36 protein-coding genes are annotated in these 23,180 nt (G+C 65.6%); 18 read left to right on the top strand and 18 right to left on the bottom strand.

The features are described from left to right. Positions 1-8: 8 nt before the first annotated feature. The 16 genes from KCN53_RS01910 to KCN53_RS01835 all read right to left on the bottom strand — a co-directional run bounded on the left by KCN53_RS01910 (position 9) and on the right by KCN53_RS01835 (position 9,765). Entirely contained in the window at positions 9-233 is a 225-nt protein-coding gene (locus KCN53_RS01910) for a DUF1799 domain-containing protein (protein WP_088711697.1), read from the bottom strand. An 86-nt stretch (positions 234-319) separates the two neighbouring features. Continuing rightward, a complete protein-coding gene (locus KCN53_RS01905) occupies positions 320-823 on the bottom strand; it encodes a hypothetical protein (RefSeq protein ID WP_088711698.1) in 504 nt (167 codons plus the stop codon). Between the two features lie 6 nt (positions 824-829). After that, positions 830-1,771, bottom strand: coding sequence for a hypothetical protein (locus tag KCN53_RS01900; RefSeq protein WP_088711699.1), 942 nt, complete (start codon positions 1,769-1,771; stop codon positions 830-832). A gap of 6 nt (positions 1,772-1,777) precedes the next feature. Next, complete coding sequence (locus KCN53_RS01895; protein WP_088711700.1) at positions 1,778-2,083, bottom strand: hypothetical protein; 306 nt, start codon at positions 2,081-2,083, stop codon at positions 1,778-1,780. Positions 2,084-2,112: 29 nt separating this feature from the next. Continuing rightward, a complete protein-coding gene (locus tag KCN53_RS01890) occupies positions 2,113-2,547 on the bottom strand; it encodes a phage tail terminator protein (RefSeq protein ID WP_088711701.1) in 435 nt (144 codons plus the stop codon). Next, positions 2,544-3,059 carry a phage virion morphogenesis protein gene (locus KCN53_RS01885; RefSeq protein WP_172406181.1) on the bottom strand — a complete coding sequence of 172 codons (516 nt, stop codon included), beginning with the start codon at positions 3,057-3,059 and terminating at the stop codon, positions 2,544-2,546. The genes KCN53_RS01890 and KCN53_RS01885 overlap by 4 nt, the downstream gene beginning before the upstream one ends. Next, the gene (locus KCN53_RS01880) at positions 3,052-3,798 is read right to left on the bottom strand and encodes a gp436 family protein (RefSeq protein WP_088711703.1); all 747 of its coding nucleotides are present in this window, start codon (positions 3,796-3,798) and stop codon (positions 3,052-3,054) included. The genes KCN53_RS01885 and KCN53_RS01880 overlap by 8 nt, the downstream gene beginning before the upstream one ends. A gap of 25 nt (positions 3,799-3,823) precedes the next feature. Further along, positions 3,824-4,288: a hypothetical protein gene (locus KCN53_RS01875; protein ID WP_143712185.1), complete on the bottom strand. Its 465-nt coding sequence runs from the start codon at positions 4,286-4,288 to the stop codon at positions 3,824-3,826. Positions 4,289-4,389: 101 nt separating this feature from the next. Beyond that, entirely contained in the window at positions 4,390-5,328 is a 939-nt protein-coding gene (locus KCN53_RS01870; RefSeq protein ID WP_088711705.1) for a hypothetical protein, read from the bottom strand. A 54-nt stretch (positions 5,329-5,382) separates the two neighbouring features. Continuing rightward, the gene (locus KCN53_RS01865; RefSeq protein ID WP_088711706.1) at positions 5,383-5,712 is read right to left on the bottom strand and encodes a capsid cement protein; all 330 of its coding nucleotides are present in this window, start codon (positions 5,710-5,712) and stop codon (positions 5,383-5,385) included. Between the two features lie 40 nt (positions 5,713-5,752). After that, positions 5,753-6,841 (bottom strand): hypothetical protein, encoded by a 1,089-nt coding sequence (locus KCN53_RS01860; RefSeq protein ID WP_088711707.1) that lies wholly within the window; start codon positions 6,839-6,841, stop codon positions 5,753-5,755. 128 nt (positions 6,842-6,969) lie between these two features. Beyond that, positions 6,970-7,893, bottom strand: a complete 924-nt coding sequence (locus KCN53_RS01855) for an SDH family Clp fold serine proteinase (RefSeq protein WP_088711708.1) — start codon at positions 7,891-7,893, stop codon at positions 6,970-6,972. Further along, positions 7,859-8,068 carry a hypothetical protein gene (locus KCN53_RS01850; protein ID WP_143712186.1) on the bottom strand — a complete coding sequence of 70 codons (210 nt, stop codon included), beginning with the start codon at positions 8,066-8,068 and terminating at the stop codon, positions 7,859-7,861. Before KCN53_RS01850 ends, KCN53_RS01855 begins: the two co-directional genes overlap by 35 nt. 99 nt (positions 8,069-8,167) lie before the next feature. Beyond that, positions 8,168-8,590 (bottom strand): hypothetical protein, encoded by a 423-nt coding sequence (locus KCN53_RS01845; RefSeq protein WP_088711709.1) that lies wholly within the window; start codon positions 8,588-8,590, stop codon positions 8,168-8,170. After that, on the bottom strand, positions 8,583-8,948 hold the full coding sequence (locus KCN53_RS01840; RefSeq protein WP_143712187.1) for a thermonuclease family protein: 366 nt from the start codon (positions 8,946-8,948) through the stop codon (positions 8,583-8,585). Before KCN53_RS01840 ends, KCN53_RS01845 begins: the two co-directional genes overlap by 8 nt. A gap of 97 nt (positions 8,949-9,045) precedes the next feature. Beyond that, on the bottom strand, positions 9,046-9,765 hold the full coding sequence (locus KCN53_RS01835) for an XRE family transcriptional regulator (protein WP_172406182.1): 720 nt from the start codon (positions 9,763-9,765) through the stop codon (positions 9,046-9,048). Between KCN53_RS01835 and KCN53_RS01830 the strand changes: the two genes are divergently transcribed. From KCN53_RS01830 to KCN53_RS01780, 11 genes are all read left to right on the top strand, one after another. Continuing rightward, complete coding sequence (locus tag KCN53_RS01830) at positions 9,764-10,084, top strand: helix-turn-helix domain-containing protein (RefSeq protein ID WP_088711712.1); 321 nt, start codon at positions 9,764-9,766, stop codon at positions 10,082-10,084. The two genes, KCN53_RS01835 and KCN53_RS01830, sit on opposite strands and share 2 nt — an antisense overlap. After that, on the top strand, positions 10,081-11,673 hold the full coding sequence (locus KCN53_RS01825; protein ID WP_088711713.1) for a DDE-type integrase/transposase/recombinase: 1,593 nt from the start codon (positions 10,081-10,083) through the stop codon (positions 11,671-11,673). The genes KCN53_RS01830 and KCN53_RS01825 overlap by 4 nt, the downstream gene beginning before the upstream one ends. After that, positions 11,670-12,437, top strand: a complete 768-nt coding sequence (locus KCN53_RS01820; protein ID WP_088711714.1) for an AAA family ATPase — start codon at positions 11,670-11,672, stop codon at positions 12,435-12,437. The genes KCN53_RS01825 and KCN53_RS01820 overlap by 4 nt, the downstream gene beginning before the upstream one ends. A 1-nt stretch (position 12,438) precedes the next feature. Next, positions 12,439-13,062, top strand: a complete 624-nt coding sequence (locus KCN53_RS01815) for a hypothetical protein (protein ID WP_088711715.1) — start codon at positions 12,439-12,441, stop codon at positions 13,060-13,062. Continuing rightward, positions 13,049-13,435 carry a hypothetical protein gene (locus KCN53_RS01810; RefSeq protein ID WP_088711716.1) on the top strand — a complete coding sequence of 129 codons (387 nt, stop codon included), beginning with the start codon at positions 13,049-13,051 and terminating at the stop codon, positions 13,433-13,435. The genes KCN53_RS01815 and KCN53_RS01810 overlap by 14 nt, the downstream gene beginning before the upstream one ends. Beyond that, positions 13,432-13,665: a hypothetical protein gene (locus KCN53_RS01805; protein WP_088711717.1), complete on the top strand. Its 234-nt coding sequence runs from the start codon at positions 13,432-13,434 to the stop codon at positions 13,663-13,665. Before KCN53_RS01810 ends, KCN53_RS01805 begins: the two co-directional genes overlap by 4 nt. A gap of 35 nt (positions 13,666-13,700) precedes the next feature. Then, a complete protein-coding gene (locus tag KCN53_RS01800) occupies positions 13,701-14,261 on the top strand; it encodes a host-nuclease inhibitor Gam family protein (protein ID WP_088711718.1) in 561 nt (186 codons plus the stop codon). Further along, positions 14,261-14,551 carry a hypothetical protein gene (locus tag KCN53_RS01795; RefSeq protein ID WP_088711719.1) on the top strand — a complete coding sequence of 97 codons (291 nt, stop codon included), beginning with the start codon at positions 14,261-14,263 and terminating at the stop codon, positions 14,549-14,551. The genes KCN53_RS01800 and KCN53_RS01795 overlap by 1 nt, the downstream gene beginning before the upstream one ends. A 163-nt stretch (positions 14,552-14,714) precedes the next feature. Next, complete coding sequence (locus KCN53_RS01790) at positions 14,715-15,119, top strand: helix-turn-helix domain-containing protein (RefSeq protein WP_172406183.1); 405 nt, start codon at positions 14,715-14,717, stop codon at positions 15,117-15,119. Continuing rightward, the gene (locus KCN53_RS01785; RefSeq protein ID WP_088711721.1) at positions 15,112-15,828 is read left to right on the top strand and encodes a regulatory protein GemA; all 717 of its coding nucleotides are present in this window, start codon (positions 15,112-15,114) and stop codon (positions 15,826-15,828) included. Before KCN53_RS01790 ends, KCN53_RS01785 begins: the two co-directional genes overlap by 8 nt. Next, positions 15,828-16,286 carry a hypothetical protein gene (locus KCN53_RS01780; RefSeq protein ID WP_088711722.1) on the top strand — a complete coding sequence of 153 codons (459 nt, stop codon included), beginning with the start codon at positions 15,828-15,830 and terminating at the stop codon, positions 16,284-16,286. The genes KCN53_RS01785 and KCN53_RS01780 overlap by 1 nt, the downstream gene beginning before the upstream one ends. A 175-nt stretch (positions 16,287-16,461) precedes the next feature. Here KCN53_RS01780 and KCN53_RS01775 read toward each other — a convergent pair whose 3' ends face one another. Beyond that, positions 16,462-16,998 carry a hypothetical protein gene (locus tag KCN53_RS01775; RefSeq protein ID WP_088711723.1) on the bottom strand — a complete coding sequence of 179 codons (537 nt, stop codon included), beginning with the start codon at positions 16,996-16,998 and terminating at the stop codon, positions 16,462-16,464. A 238-nt stretch (positions 16,999-17,236) separates the two neighbouring features. On the opposite strand from KCN53_RS01775, the gene KCN53_RS01770 reads away from it, so the two are divergent. The 7 genes from KCN53_RS01770 to KCN53_RS01740 are packed head-to-tail and all read left to right on the top strand — an operon-like array spanning position 17,237 to position 22,259. Continuing rightward, positions 17,237-17,677 (top strand): hypothetical protein, encoded by a 441-nt coding sequence (locus KCN53_RS01770; protein WP_088711724.1) that lies wholly within the window; start codon positions 17,237-17,239, stop codon positions 17,675-17,677. Next, complete coding sequence (locus KCN53_RS01765) at positions 17,674-17,961, top strand: hypothetical protein (protein WP_088711725.1); 288 nt, start codon at positions 17,674-17,676, stop codon at positions 17,959-17,961. Before KCN53_RS01770 ends, KCN53_RS01765 begins: the two co-directional genes overlap by 4 nt. Next, complete coding sequence (locus tag KCN53_RS01760; protein WP_088711726.1) at positions 17,961-18,503, top strand: phage protein Gp27 family protein; 543 nt, start codon at positions 17,961-17,963, stop codon at positions 18,501-18,503. The genes KCN53_RS01765 and KCN53_RS01760 overlap by 1 nt, the downstream gene beginning before the upstream one ends. Beyond that, positions 18,500-18,778, top strand: a complete 279-nt coding sequence (locus KCN53_RS01755) for a LexA family protein (RefSeq protein ID WP_088711727.1) — start codon at positions 18,500-18,502, stop codon at positions 18,776-18,778. Before KCN53_RS01760 ends, KCN53_RS01755 begins: the two co-directional genes overlap by 4 nt. Further along, positions 18,775-19,221: a hypothetical protein gene (locus KCN53_RS01750; protein WP_088711728.1), complete on the top strand. Its 447-nt coding sequence runs from the start codon at positions 18,775-18,777 to the stop codon at positions 19,219-19,221. Before KCN53_RS01755 ends, KCN53_RS01750 begins: the two co-directional genes overlap by 4 nt. Continuing rightward, on the top strand, positions 19,211-20,773 hold the full coding sequence (locus KCN53_RS01745) for a terminase large subunit domain-containing protein (protein WP_088711729.1): 1,563 nt from the start codon (positions 19,211-19,213) through the stop codon (positions 20,771-20,773). Before KCN53_RS01750 ends, KCN53_RS01745 begins: the two co-directional genes overlap by 11 nt. Before the next feature lies 1 nt (position 20,774). Next, positions 20,775-22,259, top strand: coding sequence for a phage portal protein family protein (locus KCN53_RS01740; protein WP_088711730.1), 1,485 nt, complete (start codon positions 20,775-20,777; stop codon positions 22,257-22,259). 16 nt (positions 22,260-22,275) lie between these two features. On the opposite strand, the gene KCN53_RS01735 is transcribed toward KCN53_RS01740, so the two are convergent. Then, positions 22,276-23,070, bottom strand: a complete 795-nt coding sequence (locus tag KCN53_RS01735) for a hypothetical protein (protein ID WP_143712188.1) — start codon at positions 23,068-23,070, stop codon at positions 22,276-22,278. Positions 23,071-23,180: the final 110 nt, after the last annotated feature.

The raw sequence follows: 23,180 nt of genomic DNA, 5'->3' as shown, positions 1-23,180 counted from the left end.
CCGCCCAGTCACCGCCGTGCGGCGTCGCGCAGCGCTTGCAGCCGCCGCTCCTGAAAGACCTTGATGGCGGCGCGCTCCATCGCGCGCAGTTCGGCCATGAACTGCGGACCGCCCGACAGGTTGAGGCCGTTCAGCTCTGCCACTGCCTGCAGCGCAGTGTAGTCGAGGCCCGTGCGGCAGCCGTCGCCGGTCCAGCGCCACTGCGTGTCCATCGCCAGAAACAGCAGCGCCACCTGCCCCTCCTCGTCGGCCTGAAGCTCCAGGCTGCTGTCGCCGCTGGAGGGACGGGGACCGAGCTGCGCTTCGATCTCGGCGGAACTCAGGTCCCATTCGGCGAGCGCTCGGGCGCGGTCGTCCCAGTCTGCCGGGTCGTCTCCGCCGCTTCGGTCGGTTCGGTCGCCGGCCCACCAGCGGGCGACCCTTTCAAGTTTCCCCGCCTGGTCTCCTCGATGCCGCCGGCGAACTTCATGTAGGCGAGCGACAGCGCCGCCATGAAGCCGGGCAACTCGATCATTTGACCGATATAGGGGTCGGCGCAGGGCAACTCGTTGCGGCCGTCCTCGTCGAGGAGGCCGCGCCAGCTCGAAACCAGCTCGTCAAAGATCAGCCTGTCCGTTGCCGGGTCGCCGAATTGCAGATCGAGGCCCTTCGAGGAACTGGCAGCTTCATAGGCCCCGCCGAAGATCCTCTTCAGGTCGCTTCGCTCTCGGCGCCGGAACTTCACGTCCAGCCGGTTCTCGACGATCGCACCGGGTTCCTCCGAGGAGGCGCCGTGCCAGACAACCGGCCACCAGACGGCCGCTTCGCGTTTCAGGACGAACATGGCGGCTCAGCTCGTCGTCAGAACGACGTCGATGTTGGTCGCGATCGGCACGAGCTTGTAGTCGGCCGTCATCATCAGCTGCCCCTGCTCGTCCGACAGCGAGATCGGCTTCAGGTGCATCTGGCCGCTGGCAATGCCGATGCGGCGGCCCTCTTCGCTGCCGTGAAGGAAGCTCAGCGATACGGGCGTCTGCTGATCGATCTGCTGGAAAAAGGACTTCACCGCCGGATCGGGCAACTCGGCGACGATGCGGCCGCCAAGCTCACGCCGGTCGCCGGACTGGTTGCTGTCGAAGATGACCCGCTTGCCGCCGACCAGGCTGCGAAAGCTCGTCTTCATGCCGAGATCGAGGGTGAAGGAGCGCAGCAGCAGCGCGAAGCCGTTGATCGCGAAGGAGGTGTTCTCGGTCGATACCGGCTCCGAGGCGGGCTCTGACGGATAGACCGGCGCGCCGGGGGCCTGCGACGTTGGAAGCGCAGGGAGGAGGCCCAGAAAGTCGGCTTCGCCATAGGGGGTCTGCCCTTCTTCGAAGACGAAGCGGTTGTTTCCGCGCACGCCCGCGGGGGTCATGCGAAGCTTGTCCTTCTGGCCGATCAGGGCAAGGCTTCCGCCATCCTCGCTGCTGAGCAGCGGATAATCGACCTTGTCGGCCGCAGGGACGGCTTCGCCGAACATCGAGGCGCGCAGGAACCGCGTCCAGCGCGGCGGAACCGTCGCCGTTCCGGATCCGCGCAGGTCATATTTGAAGACATGACGCTGCCGGCCGCGCGTCATCACCGCGGCGCGGGCGCCTGGGAAGATGCGGGCTGCCCGGCGCGGCTGTTCGTCGTAGATGGCGGGCTCCGGCCGGTAGTCGAAGATCTCCATCGTGTCGCTGGCGGCGGCCATCACCGGGGCGGTGCCGTAGGTGACCTCCGGAATGGCCAGCATGTAACTCAGGTCGCGCATAATAGGTCAGCCTTTCGCCTTGCGGCCGGCCGTTTCGGCGTCGGCGAGCGCTGCCGCCTCCGCCTTGTCGAACCGGTCCAGTTGCTCCGCGTGCAGCTCGCGGTGGTTCTTCGCCGCCGGGGACCGCGGTGCCCCGTCTTCGTCGAGGTAGAGGCCCGTCTCCTGTTCGAAGATCTGTCCGTCGGTCTGCCGGATGTGCTTGCGGCCATCGAACCAGGACGGGCGCGGCGACGGCTCGACCTCGTTCGGGGAGCGCTCCGAGACTGGGGCCTCCACCTTTGCGGGCTTGGGGTCCTCGACGGCTTTCGGCATAGCGCTTGTCCTCTTGCGAAAATGGCGGGTCAGTCGCCGGAAACGACGGGCTTGGTGAGCCTGCGGTAGGTCCTAAATCCGATGCCCCAGCCCAGCTCCCGTCCCCTGAGGGACAGGAGCTCTGCGCTGGTGAACTCGGTGGGGCGTCCTTCGGCGTCGGGATGTACCCAGCCGGCCAGGCAGTCGACGGCGAGGGCGGAATAGCGGTCATAGTCGCGGTCGATCGCGTCGGATTCCAGCCGCTCGCCGCCGACGATCAGGTAGATCAGGAAGTCCGCCCGGATCAGCTGGTCGTAGCGGCCGGTGATCGCGCGCGGCGCGTCCGGCTGCTGTCGCTCCGGCACGACGAAGCATGCCGGCAGGTAGTTCAGCGGCTGCTCGGAAATCAGGACGAAGGCGCCGACTTTGCCGACCCTGGGCATCCCCGCCGCCCGGAGGCGTTCGACGATCGGCTGGGCGTTCACAGCGCGGCCTCCAGATAGTCTTGGAGGATACCGCGCACGGCGCTGCGGTCGCCGGTCGAGAGGCCCAGGAACGGCCTCGCGGGAACGGTGACCGACTGCACGACGATCGACTCTCGTTTTCCTCCCGCAGTCGGCACCGAGAAGCGCAGGCCCTTCGCCGTCTTCGCCTTGATCGTGGCGCCGAACTGGTGAACCGCGGCGTAGACGCCGGGGCCGCCAGACCGACCCACGCCGACGGCGGCAAAGTCGCGGCCCGACTCCGAGCGGATCGCGCGAAGGAGCGCGCCTGTCTTCGTCAGCGTCCGGCCGCCTTCGACCTGCGCCCGGCGCGACGGGATCCACGTCGACCCGTCCGGCGCCCTCTCCTTTTCGAAGCGGCGCTGGGTGGTCAGTTCCAGATGCTGGGCGATCTCGGCCATTACGGGCGACGGATCCTCGAGCCGCGTAGCGAGCCGGGCGAGGTCGCCGACGACGTCCTTCAGGTCGAGGTCGATCGAAGCTGCCTCAGCCACGCGAAAACCGGTCGAGGCTGCCCGGCGGATACTGGCGGCCGCCGGAAGAGATCAGGATGGGGGAGCTGGACTGCGCGGGCGTCTGCGCGGCCGCGTTTGGAAGCTGCATCGCGCCGCTCGAGAGCCGGCGCAGCATCTCGCGCGCATCTTTCGCCCGCAGCCTGACCGCCTCGGGCGGCTCGCCGCGCTGGTAAAGCCGCGCCAGGGCGAGGTCATAGGTGATCGTCTCGACGATCTCTGGAACCGAGGCGAGCGGCGTCTCGTAGCGCCCGGCCAGGTTGGCATCGACTTCCGCCTCGGCGTCGGCGATCGCGCGGCCGAGGGTTTCCGGGTCGGGAGTTCCGCGGCCGAGCTCGTCGGTAAGCTGGACGGCCCGCTCGACGCCAGAGCGCTCGATGAAGCGCTGCAGCGAGAGGTAGCGGGCCGCACCGGACGGTGCGGACCAGGCTAGCGACAGGCCGGCGAACTCGCGCGCTAGCTGCAGCTTCTGGTCCGCCTGATCGCGGATTGTGACCGCCACGCGGTAGCGCCCGCCATCCGCGCCGCCCGACAGGCGGATCCTAACCGAGGTCCCGGCGATCGAAGACGCCTCGACGCTGAGCGCCGCGCCTTCGGCCGTTCCCGGCTGCAACTCGGAGGAGACCGACAGGATCTCGGCGATCGATCCGCCGGCGAGGTCGACCTTGAAGTCGAACGCGACGTCCAGCGTTTCCGCGACATCCTTGATGGTGGGGGTCATGGGCGCGTTTCCGGCAGGGTCCGGCTCAGTCGGCGGACAGCTTCGCCTTCACAAGTTCGACGAGCTTCGCCTTGTCGGCGTTGTCCGGGATCTCGACCTGAAGGCCGGTCAGCGCTTCGACCAGGAACGGGTCGGCCAGCCCTTCCAGATTGTCATCGCCGAAATAGCGGCGCGCGGTCTGCACAGCCTCGATCCGGTGGACGAGGTCCCTGTTCTTTTCGATGCCCGCGAGGTCGATGCCCGCCGCTTCGGCGGTGGCGCGCAGCTCTTCTTTCGTCTGTTTGCCGAGCGGCTTCTCGCCATCGCTCTGGGCACGGTCGCCCGAACCCTCGTCGGACGTGACCGGGCGTACGTTTACCGGCCGCAGCGCGGCGACGGCGAGGAGCGGTGCAGCTACGGTCGGATCGAGCGGCAAAATTGTGCCGACGGGGGTGGTGGGCTCGCCGGTCTCGAGGGCGATCGGCGTCAGCACTTCGTAGGTACGGGTCATGATGCGGCCCTTTCTTTCGTGGGGGAGGGCGGCATCCGGCGGGCGCTCATTCAGACGCATCCCGCCGGACCCTCGCTCTCGGGGTTGTTTCGGGTGTCGCGTCAGGCCTTCAGGCCGGCATTCTGCATGAGGAAGCCGCTGTCGTTGCCGACGACGTAGGGACGCTGTTCGCTCTTATACTTGCCCACCCAGCTGTCCGTCTTTCCGTCCCAGGTCATGGGCGTGACGAACGGATGGCCGCGCAGGCGGTAGGTGTAGCCGTAGGAGGGCAGCTCCATCTGCCGCCCCTCGCTGTCGTCGACGAAGGCGAGGACCGCGTCGGTTCCCCACACGTCGCTGAAGGCGTCGTTCGCGCCTGCGACGACCGCGTTGGCCACGACCAACTCCTCGACGTCGAAATAGCGGCGCAGCAGATCGTCATCGACTTGCGGCTGACCGACGGACTTCCGGTAGGCGACGACGTCGGGATGGACGCGCGCGGCCGAGCGGGCAGAGGCGGACAGGATCAGCTTGTTGGGTCGAAGGCCCGTCTTAGACCGGATCACTTCGGCGGCCGCCTCGACGTCGGCCTGCGGCTTCGACGCCGCGTTCCACCAGCTGGTGGCGTCCGTGTAGGCCAGCTTGTTGTCCGCCGCGTAGTTGGCCGCCGTCCTGGCAAGCGTCGCCGTCTCGACTTCGCGTTCCAGCTCGATCGAGTGGGAAACGACGCCGACCGCGCGCAGCTTCAGGTCGATTTTCGGCCCGGCCTCGGACTCTTCGACATGCTCGATGGGCACCGAGGCTTCCAGGCCGCGCTGGATCAGCGAGACGGTCTCCGCCTCATAGCCGAACTGGACGCGCTTATACTCGGCGCCCGGCGCGCGGACGGAATCGTAGATCCGCATCGCCTGCTTGCCGAAGATGATGCGCTTCGCTGCGCGGCTCGGCACGGTGACGTAGGGGAACAGCTTGTCGGCGACGAGACCCGGCTGGCGGTAGCCCGTCGCGTGGTTCGTAAGGACCGGGTCGACGACGCGGGCCTGGCCGGGGGACATGTCCATGTTCAGTTACCTTCCAACGGAATTGAAACGGGGGTTCAGGGCAGCGCGTGGCCGCTAGGGAATGAGGATCGCCTCGACGACGTCGCCGATCGCGCCGGCCTGCAGCGCACGGGCGTTCAGCGATCCGGCGCCGCCATGATCAACCGCCCGGCCGCTGGCATCGGCCTTCAGGCCCATACCCACGGTGACCGTGCCGCCCAGTTCGAGGAGCGTGGTGCCGATCACGTCGAGCGGCGCGGCTTCGCCCGCGGCGACGTCGTAGGGCGCGACGCCGAAGGCCTTTTCGCCGGCGCCGGTCTGCGATCCGTCATGGCTGACGAACCGGTTCTTCGTCAGCGCTTCGGCGGCGGCGACGCTAAGGGTGAGGATGGGCTTCTTCTGCACGGGTCTGGCTCCCTGAGAATGAATGGGGAAATGGCGTGGGTCAGGCGCTCGCGGGTCGGGTGCCGGCAAGCTCGCCCTCGGCGCGGATGGCCGCGTCGGCGTAGCTCAGCTTCGGATCGGCCTTCTGCAGGTCGAGCGCCTTGGCGTGCAGCGCCGCGCCGTCCTGGTCGATGTCGTGTCCGGCGGGCGCAGGCATAGAGACCGCGACTTTCGGGGGCGTCTTGTCGGCACCGGCAACCTCGCCGAACTCGACGAAGGGCTGCGCGCCTTCGAACAGCTTCCGGAAGGCCGCGGCGGGATCGAGGGTGATCGCCGCCCCACCTTCGGTTTCGGCGAACTCGACCGTGGCGCCGTCGCCGTCGACCTGGGCAGCGGTGTGAAGCGCGTCGAGTACGCCGACGACCAGCGGCGCGCCGGGCTTCAGTAGCTTGGCGTCCTTCACCAGCTGTTCGGCGAAGTCGACATGACCGCGGTGAACGGCGTCGGCGTCGCGCTTGTCGAGCGCCTGTTCGCGTTCCTTCAGCTCCTGCTCGCGGGCACTCAGCGCGCGTTCGCGCTCGGCAAAGTCGGCGGTGTTGGTGGCGGTGTTGGTGGCGGGGTCGGGCATGCTGGCTCCTTTGTCGGGACTGGCTGCGGAGCCGCCGGCACGCGTGGCGGCCCCGCCCCCCAGGGAGGGAGTGGAGAATTCGGTTTCGATTTCGGTGAGGTTCGCGCCCGCGTCGGCGAACTCGACGGCGGCAAGGCCCTTCACGCTGGGGGCGTGGGCGCCCAGCAGGCCGACATGGCGGAGATAATAGCCGGCGGGGTTCGGGCTGGCCGCCTCGCCGGGCAGGTAGAAACTGGAGGAGACGCGGCGAAAGCCCCTTGCCTCGTCGCTTTCTGCGAACTCGGCGGGAATGTCGCGGACGTCCGCGACCAGCACGTCGCCGTCCAGCCGCAGCTTGTCGACCCAGCCGAGCGCCCGGTCGGTCAGCTTCGGATGGCCGATGACCAGCGGCGCGGGATCCGTCGCCGGATCGTAATTGGCGATCAGGGTTTCGGCGTCCGCCTGGCTGAAGCTGACGGCCTTGCCGCTCCGGTCCCTGTGCTCGCCGAGCCGGAAAATCTCGATGGGGCGGGTGTTGTCCATGCCCCGGTCATAGGGGCGCTAGGAGCGGCCACTCCCCGTCCGCTAGGGGACGGGGAAGCAAACATTTGAAATTATCACCTTCATACCACTCGGCCCTTCGCAGACCTGAAGAAGAAGGTGCGCCTCAGTCAGACTACGTCAGATTGGCTCAAATTTCTCACGAATGCTCGACCGTCTTGGTTCTCGATGATCTTAATACATGGGGTATTTGTCATGGTATGAACAAAACAGTGATGCACTGTTAGAACATAGTCTTGTAATTTCTGGTTGTCCTCGAGTGCTTCAACAGTAACGCCTAAGTCACGTAGTCTGTCTATGTGAATGTGACGATCATGCCCTTTATGGTGGTCTGCGCTCGACAGATTGTCGACTATAGATGAAGCCCGGCTCGACTTATCCTCAAAACTGGAAAGCATGTTAATTTCGAGAGCCTCTTTAACGAACGTCTTAGACCACTCCACGGCATATTCACACTGTGTCAGAAACGAAGGGGTGTATCGGCCTAAAATAGGTGACCAGACGGGGGCGCGCCGTGGGTCATCTGTAATCTCCTTCAGCGCTCGCTTAAACTCCGTTACAACCACGTCAGCTGGAATGCCGCCGAGGTGTGGGTCGATGGGGCCTAGGGAAGATTGCTTGCCCATGAGTACGCTCTTGCATGAAAGCGCAATCATGGTTCCTGCTGACATCGATATTTGAGGAACGATCGCTCGTACATTGTTCCCGAACATGTCGCGAAGATACTGAACGAGCGATTCAGCCGCAGCGATTGATCCGCCCGGCGTATGAAGGATCAAGTCTAGACCCCTAGACCGGTCCATTTCATGAATACAAGTCATGAAAGCGTTTTTATCGTCTTCCGTAATATCGATTCCATCGACATTAGGCTTAGACAAAAACGAAGAGTAGTAAGCTATCGTGTTCCGGCTGGTTAGCTCGGCCAAGTTGCTTAGATGTTTCCGGCGTACCTGATCGAGTGCGCCCTGCGCTCGGCTTACTAGATCAGTTCGAGTATACTCAATTTCCTCGAGTACGTTGTGCCAGTTTGGCATCGTCTACCTCTACAAGATATTTCTTGATGTCGGTAGACGTATGGTTCGAATTGTAAACCGGCAATACCCGACGAGCGGTGGGGAATTCCATGCCGTTACCAGAATGAGGTGTCACAGCACCCCCGTCGATCAGGTCGGCCAGTTTGCTACCCAGTGGTGACAGTGCCGTGGTCATTTCAGGCCTTCCTCTATTGCTTGTGGCATAGCCTTTGATGAGCGCGCTCGCTACCTCATTTTCCGCGCGGTCTCTGACTAATATATCAACGAACTGCTGTCACTGTTCCGAATTGATAGCCTTTAATGGATCCCTAGTCCCCGCCTCCGCGCCGTAGATCCAGATCCGGACCCCGGCCAGGAAGAGCGCCAGCCCGGTCAGGCGCAGCGCCCAGGTCCGGCTCAGCAGCTGCAGATTGACCACCGTTTCCTCGATCCCGAACCGCCCCGAGGTCGGTACCCCGATCGGGGAAAAGAATGCCCACAGGACGAGGGCAAGCCCGAGGACGATCAGCGCCCCGCCGATGAACTTTGCATTCCCCCCCGGCTTGTCCGGTTCGACGGGAAAGGCGGGCGCGGCCGGAGGAAGCACAGTCTCCCCCTCCTCATCGGCCGGAGCCGGCTTCGGCTTGATGCCGGCCCGGTCCGCCGGCTCGAAATAGGCGTCCTTCAATCGTTGCCCGAACGTCTTGTTCTCACTCACACCGTTTCCCCTCCGGCCAGTAGCGATCCCAGCGTAGCGCGGCGCCTTCCGCGATCAAGGCGCAGGCGAGATCGCGCCCGTCCGCCAGCCGCACCTGAACGACCGGTCGGTCATATCTGTCGCGGTAGGAGATGCGGTAGCGGAAGCCGCCCCTCGTCAGCCGGTAGAGGACCTGCCGGGCCTCCTCGCCGCTCATCGCCGGACAGGGCGCGCGGCCGCGGCAATGACCGGCCAGCTCGCGCGCGTTCACGCCCTCGATTCTGAGGTCGAGGTCGCCGCAGAGAAGGTCGTCGCCATCCTTTGCCGCGATCGGCGCCGTGCAGGTGGTGAAGGCCAGGGCTGCGGCAAGAAGCATCACGAGGCGCGATTCCCGCGAAGGTAATGGCCGTTACGGACACGCGGGCGGCTTTTCCGGCAGTCCGGCCCCTCAAGCCGCCGAAACGTCCTCAGCGGCGCTAAATCAGCGTGCGGGCGGTCCACACCACTTTTCCGATGATCCGGAACGCGTCGGCGTCGGCCTTCAGGTCGATGACGATCGGGTCGTAGCTTTCGTTGGCGCTCTTCAGCTGCAGCTGGCCGGGCCGGGTGAGCTGCAGCCGCTTTATCAGCAGCATGTCGTCGATGCTGACCACGAACAGCCCTTCGTCGATCGCCGTCAGGCCGCGGTGGATCATGATGATCTGGCCGTCGTGCAGCAGCGGCTCCTGACTGTCGCCGCGCACCGTCAGCACTTCCAGCTTCGACGGGTCGCCGAACTTCGACCTCAGCCAGTCCGCCCGAAAGGCGAGCTCTTCCATCACCTCGGGACGGTCGACGACGCGCCCGTCACCGGCGGCGGCCTCTAGTTCGATTCGCGGAACTGGGAAAAACTTCCCCGATTCGGGATCGCTGTCTCCCTCCATCGTACCGGCACCCGTTAACAGCCAGTGAAGGTCGACTTCGCCCATTTCCGCGATCTCGGCCGTCAGCACGACCGACGGCGACGCTTCGCCATTCGCGTAACGATACAAAGCACTTAGGCTTGTTCCAGTGCGCTCGGCCACGGCCTTTTTTCCGCCGGCCAGCGTCATCGTCCGGTCCAGCCGCGCGCCGAATTCGCGCAGGGCGTCTTTCCTGATTTCGGGAAAATCGCTTGCGGAAGTTCCCGATTTAGAGAATACAGTTTCCCTAATCATGGAAAATGCCTTCTCCTTTCCGACCGGACAAAGTGATCCAGAGCTGATCGTAGCGGCAATTCGCCAGCGGCGCATCACACTTGGTGATCTTTCGCACCGACTGGGTCTCCCCGCCGGCGCCGTCTCGGCAGCCCTTCGCAAGCCTTATGCGGAGGCGGAGCTAAAGATTTCCCAATTCCTGGAAACGCCGGCAGCCACGCTGTGGCCGGAGCGGTACAATTCGGACGGAACGCGCAAACAGCCGCAACCGCCCGAAAATTACCGGCCGCGCCGCCGCTTCCGCTCCTACGCGCCGTCGAGCCGTACGGAGGTGGCATGACAGTCGGTCAGCCCCGCCGGAAACGCGGTCGGCCGAAGGGCACCGGCTATTTCGGGCGCAATCCCGACGTCGCCGACTTCGTCGAGCTGATCCTGTTCAAACATGGCTGGTCTGCGCCGAGGATCCTCGACCTTCTGCAGGTCCAGTTCGAGCATCCGCCCTCGATCCAGCAGCTGCGCCGCTTCATCCGCCGGCTGGAGGACAAGAAGGCGGCGATCTACGCGTCCAGCCGCGACCCCGATCTCTACAAGTCGAAATATCGCCTCGCCCTCGGCCGCGCCGACGGCGGCGTCGATTCCGCCCACCAGGTGTGGGAACTCGACACCACCAAGGCCGACGTGATGACGACCGAGGGGCGCGTTGCGATCCTCGGTCTGATCGACCGCTACTCACGGATGGCGCGGTTCATCGTCGCCGACAGCGAGTCCGGCCTGTCGGTCCGCCAGCTGCTGATCGACACCATCGAGGCGTGGGGAGTCCTTCCCGACGCGGTCGCGACCGACAACGGCTCGGGCTACGTCAACAAGGCCGTTCGCTCGGCGCTCAAGCTTCTCGACATCGAGCAGATCATCTGCCCGCCCGGCAGTCCCGAGAAGAAGCCGTTCGTCGAGCGGCTGTTCGGCACCTTCATGCGCTCGCGCGCCTCGATCCTGCCGGGCTTTACGGGGCACTCCGTCGCCGACGCTCAGCGCCTGCGCAGCCGCGCGAAGAAGGAGACCGGCCGGGCGGTGATCGAAGCCAGCCTGACGCCCCAGGAGCTTCAGCAGACGCTCAGCGCCTGGGTCGACGGCACCTATCATCACAGCCGCCACTCGGTTCTGCGGATGACGCCGCTGGCGAAGGCGGGGACCAGCCGGTCCCTGCCGCGGCGCGCGCCCGACGCCGCCCTGCTGCAGATCGCGCTCACCGACCTCGTCGGAACGCGCACGGTCGGAAAGCGCGGCGTCGAGTATCGGGGCGGCCGCTACTGGCATTCCGAGCTGGCCGCCTTCCTCGGCCGCGACGTCACCGTGCGCCGCGACGAGCGCGACCTGGGTGAACTGCTGATCTTCGACGAGGACGACCGCTTCGTCTGCCGCGCGCTCGACCATGAGCGCGCGGGTGTCAGCGAACAGGACTTTGCCGAGGCCGCGCGCCGGCACGTCGCCGACCATCGCAACCGGGAAGCCGCCCGCATCCGAGAGATCGGCCGCACCTTTTCGATCGACGACGCGGTCAGCGAGTTGCGGCGGCGGGAGATCGAGCGCGCGGAGAACGTCCGCACCCTTCCGACCAGGACGCGCGCCTACGACCCCGCCTTCGCGCCGCCGGATGCCGAGGAACTTCCGCCCGCGCCGCCCGAGGCCGAGGAGCTGCTCGCGGCTCGCCGGCCCGCACCCGAAACGCCGCGGCCGCTGACGCCCGCACAGAAAGTGCGCGACGCCGATCGGATCATCGCTGCCGCGGCGCGGGGCGAAACGGTCGACCAGGCGGAGCTGGCGCGCGCCCGGCTCTACGCCACCGGCGGCGAATACCGCGCCGAGAAAATGCTGACGGCCCACTTCGGCCCGTCGGCCGCCTCCACCGACAGAAAGGAAGCCAAGCTATGACCACACCGATTCCGGGCGTCGAGGCGAATGGAGGGCAGGGGGTCGCCCAGCTCACCAATATGAGCCTCGCGCTGAGTACCGTTCTCGACCTGCAGCAGGCGGGCTCGAACTCCCCGCGCATGGGCTGTTTCTACGGCGAGTCCGGCTACGGCAAGACCGTCGCCTCCGCCTTCGTCGCCGCGCAGCTCGACGCTGTCTACCTGAAGGCCTGCTCGGTCTGGACGGTAAAGACCTTCCTCAGCGAGCTATCGGTCGAGATCGGCCTCGCGAAGCCGCCGCGTACGGCCCCGGCGATGCTGGAAGCGATCGTCGAACAGATGACCACCTATCCCCGCCCGATCATCATCGACGAATTTGATTTTCTGGTGAAGCGGCAGTCGGTCGAAGTCGTGCGCGACATTCACGACGCGCTGTCGGAGCTGCCCGAAATCGCGATCCTGCTGATCGGCGAGGAGGCGCTGCCTCACAAGCTCAAACAGTGGGAGCGGTTTCACAACCGCATCCTCATGTTCACACCCGCTCAGCCCGCCAGTCCGGAGGACGCCCGGCGGCTTCGCGACCTCTACTGCCAGAAGATCAAGGTCGCCGACGACCTGGTCGAGCATATCCGGCGCGAGACGCGGGGCGTGACGCGGAGGATCCGGGTCAATCTCGAGGCCGCGCAGCGCTTCGGCATCGAGGCCGGCGAAATGACCGTCGACTGCAAGCTGTGGGGCGACCGCCGCCTCCTGATCGGCGAAGCGCCGCGCCGGCGGACGGCATGACATGCCCGGCTACCGCATCCGCAGGCCCGTCACCCGCAGCGGGCAAGGCAACATCCAGCGCCCGCTTCTCGACGAGCTTCGGCGGGCCGACCAGCCGCTCTCCGTGGCGGATTTGCACGTACGTCTTGGCGCGCCGCCAAAGGGCATCTCGCTGCGCCTATACCTGCTCGAACGGGCAGGCGCCGTCGAAGCCGTCTCCGCGCGCCCGAAGAGGTATATCTTGAAGCCCGGCAGCCCCAAGGACCTGCGCGGTACCGCACAGGGTCACCGCGCCCTGCGCGCGGGCTCCACGCAGCGCGACCGAATATGGCGCGCGATCCGCGTCCAGCGCACCTTCTCGCTGCCCGACATCGTCATGGCTGCAACCGTCTCGCGGCGCAGTTTCGAGACCTTCGTCAACGACCTGCTGCGCGCCGGCTACGTCAGGATCATCCGTCGCGGCGTTTCGAGCGCGGCGACGTGGACGGTCTACCGCCTGGTCGTGCGCTCGGGTCCGAAAACGCCCGTGACGCACAAGGTCCAGGGCTCGAACGCGAAGTTCCTCGACGACCCGAACACCGGTCAGCGCATCGACATCTCTCCGAATCCTCCCGCCGTGAAGGGAAAGCATCATGCCCGGACTTGACCGAGACCGGTTCGACAGTGCCTGGCAGGGGGATCCGCCTCGCTGGGTCCGGATCCTCGCCGCCGCCGTCGAGCGCAGCTCGCAGAACGAGGCCGGCCGACGCCTCGGCATCAGCGCCGGCTACGTGAACCGCGCCGTCTACAACAACTACGGGGCGAGCCTCGCCGAAATAGAGCGGAAGGTACTGGCGACCTTCGCCGACGACCGCATCATCTGCCCGGTCTGGAACGACGAAATCGGCCTGAGGGCCTGCATGCGCAATCGCCGCCGCAAGACCGCGCCGCGCAACAGCTTCCACCACGCCTACGACCGCGCCTGCCCGTCCTGCCCGCACAATACCGACCGCCCGGCGACCGAGGAGGGCGAGCTGTGAACGACCTCCTCCCCCTCTTTCGCCGCTCGCCGCGCTTCGTCCGGCCGGTCCCGGTCGGCACGGCCCGGCGAGGGCCGCTCCTCCGCTCCCGTCTCGGTCTCTTGCCCCTCACGCCGCGGCAGCGCCGGCGCTGGCGCCTTCTCGGCGATCTCGCCGTCGGCGCGGGCCTCGTTCTCGGCTTCGCCCTCATCGCCTGGATGGCGCGCGACCTCGCCGCGCTTGGCCTCTGAACCCCTGTTTCAACCCGAAGGAAGGACCTGTGAACATGACCAGAAAGAAGACGAAGGCGGTCAGCGCCGCCAGCTCGCGCGAGGAGGCGATAGCGCTCCTCGAGGAGTTCAAGTCGCGGACCGCCGTTGCTGCGCGGCTGGAGGCCGGGCGCCGCGATGCGCATGCGAAGATCGACGCCGACATCGATGCCCAGCTCGGTCCGGAGCGCGACCGGCTGAAGGAGATCACCGACCGGCTGCAGCCCTGGTGGGCGGTCCAGGGCAAGGCCGAGGCGGGCGGCAAGAGGTCGGTAGTCCTCGCCGGCTGCCAGATCGGCAACCGCAAGACCCCGGCGCGGGTCGTCCACCGCGGGCTGAAGGTCGCCGACGCCGTCGAAAAGCTGAAAGCCGCCGGCCTCCGCACCTTTCTCACCGTGAAGACGTCGCTCGACAAGTCCGCCCTATTGAAGGGGCTGCAGGCCAGCGACCCGGAAGAGACGGCACGGGGCGAGCAGCTCCGCGTCCTCGGCTTCGACCTGCAGGCGGACGACGAATTCTTCATCGATCCCGATCCGGCACGCGCCGGCCCGGCTCCCGAGAAGAAGGAGGCCGCCTGATGGCCGAGGAATATTTCAGCGGCACCGTCCTTCAGGCGCCGGTCACGCGCTACGACGACGAGGTCATTCCGGAGCGGACGGGCATGTTCGTCGCGCCCGTCCCGCGTGAGGGTGGGGGCACGGGCCTCCTCGTGGGGACCATCCACCCCGAATCCGGGAACGGCATCCTCCACCTTGCGGAGCTCACCCCCGACGAGGCGGACCAGCTCGCCGAGCAGATCCTCGTGGCCGCCAGCGCGGCGCGGTCCGCGACCAAGATCCCGCGCTCGCTGGTGAAGGTCGTGCAATGAACGCGCCCGCGGCAAACGCACCGTCTCGAGCCAGCGGGCTGCCCGTCTACCGGCCCGGCATCGGCTGCCCCACCTGCGGCGGGCAGATATGGTCGCTCGGACGCGGCACGGCCGAATGCCGGTCCTGTCACCTGCCGCTGCCCCGCGCGGGTGGAGGTGGCCGGTGACCGGTTCCCTCTCGCTTGAGGATCGGGTGACGGCGCTCGAAGACCGGTTCGAACGGCTCGACGGCGAGCGCCGCGCTCGCCTTCATACGCCGGCGGTCGACGAGCTGCTGCGCCTGGTTGCCGACGAGTTCTCGATCGCGCCGCTCGACATCCGGTCGCATCGCCGCGACATCGACACCACCGCCGCGCGCTGGCTCGTCTGCTGGCTCGCGCGGCGGCTGACGGCCTACTCCTATCCGCAGATCGGCCGTGCCCTGGGCCGCGACCATACGACGATCATGTCCGCGGTTCGCAAGGTCGATGACCGCCGCGCGAGCGATCCGGCCTACACCCGGATGACCGAGCGCCTGCTGGACCAGGCGCGCTGTCTCCTCGCGGATCCGGAGGGGCTCGATGGCTAGGCGGTCATCCCCGCCTTCCGGCGCGCCGCGTCCGTCCGGCCGCTCCGCGGATCCGCGCAAGCGGATGATCCAGGCTGTCATGGCGACCTGCCGGCGCCGAGGCATCGACGACGAGGCGCGCTACGCGCTGATCGAACGTCTGACCGGCAAGCGCTCCTCGCGCGCCCTCACTGTCGCCGAACTGAAGCGCGTCCTCGACGACCTGAAGCGGGACGAGCGCAAGGCCGCCCCGCGTCCCGCACCCTATGCCGCTCTCCACCGCAAGATCTCCGCCCTGTGGTGGAGCTGCTACTGGCTCGGCGCGCTCGACGTGCCGCCCGACGCCCAGCCGGTCGACGCCTTCGTCCGCCGCCAGGCGAAGGTCGACAGCCTCCGCTTCGTCACGCACCGCGAGGCGCCCGCCCTCATCGAGGCGCTCAAGGCCATCGCTGCGCGCTATGGCGTCCGCTGGCTGGGCGACAACGATACTGCCGGCGACGCGTTGGCAGAGCGAAGGGCGGTGGCCGTTGCGATCGGGGAGCGTCTCGCCGCGCTTCGGCCGGCGGGGCGCGGCACCGGGCGCCAGCTGGTCGACCCGATCGGTGCGGCCGCGTTCAAATATCAGCTTCCCCTCGACCGAGAGAGCTGGGGCGCTGCCGAGTGGGATCTCGTCATCCAGTGGCTCGGCGAGCGGCACCTGCGCGATCTGAAGGTGGCGGAGGATCGCTGATGCGCCGCCGCGGCACCTTAGGTCCCACAATCGAGGACATGCCCATCCCCAGGGATGCGCAGCCGGACTGCTACTGGACCGGCAACATGCTCGATATGGAGGCGGTCGTGGGCGCTTATGCCACTCTCCTCATCGTCGACGCTTATGGCGGCGACGAGATCGAGATACCCAGGCATCTCCAGCATGCCGGCGACCTGATCGACCTGGTCGGGACGCAGACCGCGAAGGCGTTCATCGACGTCTATGGCGGCTCGGCGCTTTACATCCCGCTCGCGCGCGAGGCGATCAAATGGGCGAAGGCGGAACCGGTCCTGCGCCAGGTCCGCGCGGCCGAAATCTCGATCACCGAGGCCAGCCGCCGCCTCCGCATGAAGCGTGCAAGTTTGTCTGAGTATCTAGCTAGGAACGGGAAGCGCCACAGTAGGCGGTGCACCCCTAAGAATCCAACTCTTCTATAGGGGTGCGTTTAAGCTAGGAGGGGTTACGCGGCCTTCTGGTTCGATCGTTCGAAGGCAGAGGGGAACATGGACATCTGTCGAATCGTGGAGATTCCCACTTCCCTGACAGCGTCACGAGTGGCGCGTTCAATGGCCTTCAAAACCATAGATTCAGTAGGTTTCACTGTGTGTCCTTCTACGTACGCTTGACGATATGTAACCAAGCACCGTGGTGCTTCACCTGCTCAAAAACGTTTTCGCCGTCAATTTTTTTCCCAAAGGCTGCAAAATAGACTTTGTCGGCAGGGCTACGAAGGTGGAACCGTATCTCCGTGGCCGGAAGCTCGTTTTCACTAAGCTTATAGACGCGAGAGGTTAACTCCACCAAAACGTCAGCATAAAAATCTTCATCCAGCTCACCGAAGTCCAAGCGCGGGCATACAGTCAACTGCCTCACCTTGAGAATGTGCCCCTTAACTCCCGGCGCCGGATGCCAATGAAGCACTGCAGCCACCATGTGTTGCTCATCCGAGTCGACCAGAGAAACCGCCTGCGATTTCCGATCAGAGCTCTGCATAACGGGGGTCTCGAGGCACGTACGTATCGCTGAGAAGGCATCCGGGGCATAACTATCAGGATTTTCATCGAGTTGCTCGCATTGCTGCTCCCAATTCTCTCTGAAACTCTTCCACGACCCGTCATTTTGGTTCAGATTAACAATTCTAAATGCCATTCTTTCCCTTCCTCTCCGTAGAACACTGTTCCTACTCAATCATCGCTTGCCCGCCCGCAACCTAGAAAACTCAATATGTTTGAGGGCTTGGGCCTTCTTAACGCTGTTTCAAAACAGTAGATCGGCGGCGCTGTTGTCCGGGTAAGGCATTGTGCCCGTCCCCCGGCGGACGGGAGAACGAACCCGATACCTGACCTAGTCCGGACCGCATGCTTCCCCATGCCGACCGGACCCTCCCGTGAACGACGTTCTCCGCTGGATCGAGATCTTCTCGCCCTGGGCGACGGCGCTGTTCGTCATCTCCGCGCCCTTCGCGATCGGCGCCGTCTACTGGCAGCTGCAGAAGCACTTCAAACCGCGCGCCGAGATCGAGGCGGCCGACCGCCAGATCGAGGCCAAGCTCGACACGCTGATCGAGAAGGTCGGCGAGATCACCGAGGACGGCCGCACGCTCCGTTCGCGCCTCGACGTGCTAGAGCGCCTCGAACAGGGTGAGCCGTCCCGCCACGAACTCAGCCGAGAGATCAGCGACCTCAAATCCGGCCTCGCCAGCGTCAACGCGGGGCAGGCCGGCCTGCGCGGCCAGGTCACCGCCATGGAGAACCACCTCCGCGGCCAGTTCAACACCATGGACGCCTATCTTCGCGACTTCATCGACCGCGAGGGGCGGAAGTCATGAGCGAGACCATCCGCCACATCGTCCGCCGCGCCATCCTCGAACTGCTCGCCGACATTGGCGGCCGACACAATGACGCCGAGCTGAAACTCCTTCTTCAGCCCATGGGGCACCGCGTGTCGGGCCGCGAGATCCGCGCCGACTTGCAGCAGCTGTGCGATGAGCGTCTCGTCGCGCTCGAGGCGGTCGGCGGCTATCTCATTGCGGAGATCACCGAGGACGGCCGCGACTGCGCTGAGGGCAACCTCGTCGCGCCCGGCGTCTACCGCCACCGGGTCATGCGCTGATGGGCGGCAAGTCGACCATCGAGCAATTGCCCGATCAGCTTCAGGGCGCCTGCCACGCCGCCATCCGGCGCGGCGCGACGATCGACGAGATCACTGGGCTTCTGAACGGTCTCGGCGCCGATGTCTCGCGTTCGGCCGTCGGCCGCTATACCAAGAACTACAGCGAGCTCGTTCGCCAGCAGCGCGACATGACCGCCATGGCGCAGGCCTTCGGGCGTGAGTTCGGTGAGGGCGATGATCGCACCGGGCTGATGATGACCCAGCTCATGCAGACCCTCATGACGCGCAGCTTGATCCCGCTCCTGTCCGGAGACGGCGAGGAGGAGCAGCTCGACCCGCTCGAGATCGGCCGCCTCGCCAAGGCGGTAAAGGACATCGCCGGCGCATCGAAGATCGACACCGACCGCATCCGCGCGATCCGCGCCGAGGAGCGCGAGGCGGCCAAGAAGGACGCGGCCGACGTCGCCGAAGGCGCCGCACGCAAGACCGGGGCCAGCGCCGAGACGATCCAGCAGATCCGGCGGGAGATTATGGGCCTGTGACCGGCGCCGCCCTCACTCCCCGCATGGCCGATTGCCTCTTCTGGATCGACGCCTTCCAGAAGCGCCATGGCGCCGCCCCCAGTTATCGGCAGATCGCCGACGGCCTTGGCGTGGCGTCGAAAGCCAGTGTCGCGCGCATGATCGCGCGGCTGGAGGAGCGCGGCTTTCTGCGCCGCCAGGCGAACCAGGCCCGGTCGGTCGAGATTCTCGGGCTCCCCGCTCGTGCCGAATCGCGGTGCCCGCATTGCCACCGCCCCTGGGACGACGCTCGATGAGCGCGGGGCCGCCGCCTCTCCGGTCGCTGGTCTGCGGGGCTGGCGGCGTCCCCCTCGCCGATCGCCAGGCAGCTGTGCCCGTCCTGGCACGCGCGATCGCGGCGCGGGCACGGCGGCGCGGCTTTGCGCCGGTGAAGCTGAAGCGCAGCCACAATCGCGGCTCGTGCAGCTGCTACCTGCATCTCACCCTGTTCGCGCAGCTTTGGATTATTCGCGTCAGCGACCATGAACGGCCGCACAGCGCCAACCCCGGCGACCTTCACTTCGAACTCGTCGCCCGCGACGGTCGCAGCGGCTTCGATCACGCCGTCTCCTGGCTCGACGAGATCGCAATCAGTGCGCATCTCTGGTGGGACGCCCGGCCGCGTCAGGCTCAGCCCCGGCCGCCCCGTCCACCCCGTCCGCGCCGCATTGCCGATGAAGAGGCCCATAATGTCCTCTGAACCTGCATTGCAATCGGCCGCGCCGCTTCCGCCCGTCCTCCTGCCCTATCAGGGCGAGGCGATTGCCCTGTCGCACCGCGAACCGCTCCTCGCGATCGAGAAGTCGCGCCGTACCGGCATCACCTGGGCGTTCGCGATGGAGGCCGTCCTGGTCGCCGGCGCCCGGCGCGGCGAGGGCGGGCAGGACGTCTTCTACATCGCCTACAATCTCGACATGACGCGCGAGTTCATCGGCTATTGCGCGGAATTCACGAAGAGCTTCGACATCGTCGCCGCCAGCGGCGAATTTCTCTACGACGACGGCTCGGAAAGGGGCATCCAGGCCTTTCGCATCGAGTTCCCCTCGGGTTTTGCCATTGTCGCCCTCTCCTCGAAGCCGCGCTCGCTGCGCGGCAAGCAGGGCCTGGTCATCATCGACGAGGCTGCCTTCCACGATGAGCTCGACGAGCTGCTGAAGGCCGCGCTCGCGCTTCTCATGTGGGGCGGCCGCGTCATCGTCATCTCGACGCATGACGGTGCCGACAATCCGTTCAACCTGCTGCTCGAGGAGATCCGCGACGGCAAGCGCGAGGGCGCGGTCTACCGGATCGATATCGCGCAGGCGCTCGCCGACGGTCTCTACAAGCGCATATGTTTGCGGACCGGCCAGGACTGGTCGCAGCAAGCCGAGCGTGCCTGGCTCGATGCTCTCGTCGCCCGCTACGGCGAAGGCGCGCAGGAGGAGCTCTACTGCATTCCGGCGCGCGGCTCCGGCTCCTATCTCGACCGTGCGGCTGTGTCGGCCGTCATGGGAGAGGGCGGCGCGGTCGTGCGCTATCGCGGGCCGGATGATTTCCTGTTGTGGAATGAGCGCCGCCAGGCCGATCATATCACCGGCTGGTTCGCTGAGGACATTGCCCCGCATCTCGCTGGGCTGCAGCCGAGCCGGCCCAGCTTTCTCGGCCAGGACTTCGCCCGCTCGTCCGACCTGACGGCCGTCGCCATCGGCCAGCTCGGTCAGACTCTCGTCCTCGACGTTCCCCTCATCATCGAACTGCGCAACACGCCCTTCCGCGAACAATTCTGGATCCTGTCGTCGATCATCCGCGCGCTGCCGCTGTTCACGGCCGGAAAGCTCGACGCGCGCGGCAACGGCCAGCAGCTTGCCGAGGATCTTGGCCGCGACTTCGGCGCCGACCGCGTCGTCTCGGTCATGACCTCGCAGCAGACCTATCTCGACGGCTTCCCGCGGCTGAAGGAACGGATCGAGGCGCGGACCATCGCCCTGCCAAGAGACGCCGACGTCCTCGACGATCACCGCATGGTGAAGCGCGTGCGCGGCGTCCCCATGATTCCCGACCGCTCCGTTTCGAAGGCCGACGGCGCGAAGGGGAAACGTCACGGCGACACGGCCATCGCGACCATGCTGCTTTGCCTTGCAGCCGAAGAGGACCTGGCGCCGATCGACCTCCATCGCGGCGCCGAGCGCACCTCGGCGCAGCTCGACGACTTCACCCTGACACAGACCGGCTTCGGCACCGTCCGCCGTGCGTCGCCGGCCGGAGGCTTCTGACATGCCGCTTCTCGATGCCGCCGGAAACCCGATGCCCAGCTCGGCCGCATCACGCCTGCCTGTTGGCCTGTCAGGAGAGATTGCGACCACCAGCGACGGCCGCGACATCTTCAGGGCCTTCGTGACGGGCCTGCAGCAGGACACGGATCCGCTGCTGCTCTCCTCGGCCGACTGGGGCGTCTACGACACCATCTTCCGCGATGACCAGGTGAAAAGCTGCTGGCAGCAGCGCACCACCGCGCTCACCAGCCGCGACTGGCGAGTTACCGCCGGCGGCGACCGCGAGATCGACCGGGCAGCCGCCGAACTGCTCGAACAGAATGTCCGCCGCATCGGCTGGGACAACCTCACCTCGAAAATGCACAAGGCAGTCTTCAACGGCTATGCGGTCGGCGAGGTCCTCTGGACGCGCGAGGACGGCTACATCCAGTTCGCCGCGATCAAGGTGCGCCATGCGCGGCGCTTTCGCCGCGACGCCGACGATCGTCTCCGCCTCCTCACCCTAGCGAACATGCAGGGGGAGCGGCTGCCCGAGCGCAAATTCTGGTTCCTGAAGGCGGGCGGCGACCATGACGACCTGCCCTACGGCCTCGGCCTCGCGCACTGGCTCTACTGGCCCGTCATGTTCAAGCGGAACGGCCTCAAATTCTGGAACACCTTCCTCGACAAATATGGCGCGCCGACCGCCATGGGCAAATACAGGCCGGGAACGCCCGAGGGCGACATTCAGAAACTGCTGCAGGCGCTCCAGTCGATTGCGACCGACACCGGCTTCGTGGTGCCCGAGGGGATGGCCGTCGAACTGCTCGAGGCGGCGCGCAGCGCCGGTGCCGACTATGACAAAATGGTCGACAAGATGGACCTCGCCATCGCCAAGGTCCTCCTGTCGCAGACGGGCACGGCCGAGAATCAGGCTTGGTCGGGCACCGCCGAAACCCATGCCGGCGTTCGCGACGACGTCGTCGATGCCGACGACGACCTGATCGCCGAAAGCTTCCGCGCCGGTCCGGCGGCCTGGCTGACCCGCATCAACTTCCCCGGCGCGCAGATTCCCGTTCTGACGCGCCGACATGAGGAAGAGGGGCAGGATCTGAACGAACTCGCCGACCTCGACGCGAAAATGCTGCCCCTCGGCTACCGCCGCAGCCGCGACAATGTCCGTGAGACCTATGGCGACGAATGGGAACCGGTGGACGCCTCGACCGGCCGAACGCGGCCTCCCTCACAGCGTCCGGGGGCCGAGGCGGAGTTTGCAGAGGGCGAGGATTCGCATACCCGCATCGATGCTGCCGTCGACGCGCTCATGGCCGATACCCGCGCGGCCCGCGCACTCGACCCCATGCTCCTTCCCCTTGTTGCGGCGCTTGAGCAGGCTGCCGATGCCGACGAGGCCCGCGCGCTTCTGGATCGCATCGCTCCGAATCTAAATGATGATGTCTTAAAAGAGATAATCGAAAGTGAAGCGTGGCAGATTTTGGCCCTCTGAGTTTAGTTGTTGCAAACTATTTTATTTCAAAGCCGACGAAATTTATAGAAATATTATCAACATCGAAATCGTCACCGCTGTTATCTTTATCAGTAAACACAAGTATAGTTCGTGAAGAGAATCCATGACCACCGGGGTGCCGATAAAAACAGAAGAACTTAAATTTATAAACAGACCTCTGACCACCATAAGCTCGACTACCTATCGCGCTTTCTTCTACGAAAATTCTTTCTTTTGGTTCAAATATCCTATACCTTTTCTTAAAGCGCGCAGGTTTATCCGAGTCAGTCAGTAAATTGTAGGGATCGCCTTTCAGGTCAGGCGCAGATACTAGAAAAACAATAATATCATATGCGGGATCAGGGCCATATTTTACTATATCCGCCTCCACTTTAATAGATAAGTTTGGATAATCATGTCGGCACTCCTTAAGCGTAATGTTAGATATGTCTATCCAAGGCCGTTTTGCTTCAGCCGCAAGGTCGACAGACCTAAGAACATACTCGTTAGCGCGCTCCTGTACTTCCAAAATTTGTTGCCCTTGCCGGATGGTGGCAAGCAACAGCAGCGCACCTATGGCGGTAAGCGGGATGCCGATCCCCGCGAAGATCGCGAGCCACACCGTAGCTTGAGCGGTTCGGATCGTCGCCACGTTCGACGCCGTCACCTCGGACGTGGAGGGGAACCAATTGGCTACATGCGGCCCGAAAGCCAGCGCAAGAAAGGCGAACGCGTAGACCGCGACAAAGGCCCAGCCAGCCGGCGTGGGCATATCCCGGCTCGGTTGGCGCGTCTTCTCCTCTCTAGTCACGTCCCGACTGTTCCCCCGACCTCGGTATCATCTCCCATAGTCGGGATAACCGCCGCCGCTCCGGTCGGGAACCCTGTTACCACTGCCCCGCAGGGTCAGGACCGCAGCGG

The organism is Pacificimonas aurantium (genome assembly GCF_020092905.1).
Lineage (GTDB): Bacteria > Pseudomonadota > Alphaproteobacteria > Sphingomonadales > Sphingomonadaceae > Pacificimonas > Pacificimonas aurantium.
The sequence above is the reverse complement of the archived record's forward strand: the minus strand, read 5'-3'. Positions and strand labels throughout refer to the sequence as shown.

What these genes read in the sequence shown, in the direction of transcription:
- KCN53_RS01905 (WP_088711698.1), bottom strand. Translation starts at nt 823, where the DNA reads ATGTTCGTCCTGAAACGCGAAGCGGCCGTCTGGTGGCCGGTTGTCTGG.
- KCN53_RS01900 (WP_088711699.1), bottom strand. Translation starts at nt 1,771, where the DNA reads ATGCGCGACCTGAGTTACATGCTGGCCATTCCGGAGGTCACCTACGGC.
- KCN53_RS01895 (WP_088711700.1), bottom strand. Translation starts at nt 2,083, where the DNA reads ATGCCGAAAGCCGTCGAGGACCCCAAGCCCGCAAAGGTGGAGGCCCCA.
- KCN53_RS01880 (WP_088711703.1), bottom strand. Translation starts at nt 3,798, where the DNA reads ATGACCCCCACCATCAAGGATGTCGCGGAAACGCTGGACGTCGCGTTC.
- KCN53_RS01875 (WP_143712185.1), bottom strand. Translation starts at nt 4,288, where the DNA reads ATGACCCGTACCTACGAAGTGCTGACGCCGATCGCCCTCGAGACCGGC.
- KCN53_RS01870 (WP_088711705.1), bottom strand. Translation starts at nt 5,328, where the DNA reads ATGGACATGTCCCCCGGCCAGGCCCGCGTCGTCGACCCGGTCCTTACG.
- KCN53_RS01860 (WP_088711707.1), bottom strand. Translation starts at nt 6,841, where the DNA reads ATGGACAACACCCGCCCCATCGAGATTTTCCGGCTCGGCGAGCACAGG.
- KCN53_RS01855 (WP_088711708.1), bottom strand. Translation starts at nt 7,893, where the DNA reads ATGCCAAACTGGCACAACGTACTCGAGGAAATTGAGTATACTCGAACT.
- KCN53_RS01850 (WP_143712186.1), bottom strand. Translation starts at nt 8,068, where the DNA reads ATGACCACGGCACTGTCACCACTGGGTAGCAAACTGGCCGACCTGATC.
- KCN53_RS01830 (WP_088711712.1), top strand. Translation starts at nt 9,764, where the DNA reads ATGGAAAATGCCTTCTCCTTTCCGACCGGACAAAGTGATCCAGAGCTG.
- KCN53_RS01835 (WP_172406182.1), bottom strand. Translation starts at nt 9,765, where the DNA reads ATGATTAGGGAAACTGTATTCTCTAAATCGGGAACTTCCGCAAGCGAT.
- KCN53_RS01825 (WP_088711713.1), top strand. Translation starts at nt 10,081, where the DNA reads ATGACAGTCGGTCAGCCCCGCCGGAAACGCGGTCGGCCGAAGGGCACC.
- KCN53_RS01820 (WP_088711714.1), top strand. Translation starts at nt 11,670, where the DNA reads ATGACCACACCGATTCCGGGCGTCGAGGCGAATGGAGGGCAGGGGGTC.
- KCN53_RS01815 (WP_088711715.1), top strand. Translation starts at nt 12,439, where the DNA reads ATGCCCGGCTACCGCATCCGCAGGCCCGTCACCCGCAGCGGGCAAGGC.
- KCN53_RS01810 (WP_088711716.1), top strand. Translation starts at nt 13,049, where the DNA reads ATGCCCGGACTTGACCGAGACCGGTTCGACAGTGCCTGGCAGGGGGAT.
- KCN53_RS01800 (WP_088711718.1), top strand. Translation starts at nt 13,701, where the DNA reads ATGACCAGAAAGAAGACGAAGGCGGTCAGCGCCGCCAGCTCGCGCGAG.
- KCN53_RS01795 (WP_088711719.1), top strand. Translation starts at nt 14,261, where the DNA reads ATGGCCGAGGAATATTTCAGCGGCACCGTCCTTCAGGCGCCGGTCACG.
- KCN53_RS01785 (WP_088711721.1), top strand. Translation starts at nt 15,112, where the DNA reads ATGGCTAGGCGGTCATCCCCGCCTTCCGGCGCGCCGCGTCCGTCCGGC.
- KCN53_RS01780 (WP_088711722.1), top strand. Translation starts at nt 15,828, where the DNA reads ATGCGCCGCCGCGGCACCTTAGGTCCCACAATCGAGGACATGCCCATC.
- KCN53_RS01775 (WP_088711723.1), bottom strand. Translation starts at nt 16,998, where the DNA reads ATGGCATTTAGAATTGTTAATCTGAACCAAAATGACGGGTCGTGGAAG.
- KCN53_RS01765 (WP_088711725.1), top strand. Translation starts at nt 17,674, where the DNA reads ATGAGCGAGACCATCCGCCACATCGTCCGCCGCGCCATCCTCGAACTG.
- KCN53_RS01760 (WP_088711726.1), top strand. Translation starts at nt 17,961, where the DNA reads ATGGGCGGCAAGTCGACCATCGAGCAATTGCCCGATCAGCTTCAGGGC.
- KCN53_RS01750 (WP_088711728.1), top strand. Translation starts at nt 18,775, where the DNA reads ATGAGCGCGGGGCCGCCGCCTCTCCGGTCGCTGGTCTGCGGGGCTGGC.
- KCN53_RS01745 (WP_088711729.1), top strand. Translation starts at nt 19,211, where the DNA reads ATGTCCTCTGAACCTGCATTGCAATCGGCCGCGCCGCTTCCGCCCGTC.
- KCN53_RS01740 (WP_088711730.1), top strand. Translation starts at nt 20,775, where the DNA reads ATGCCGCTTCTCGATGCCGCCGGAAACCCGATGCCCAGCTCGGCCGCA.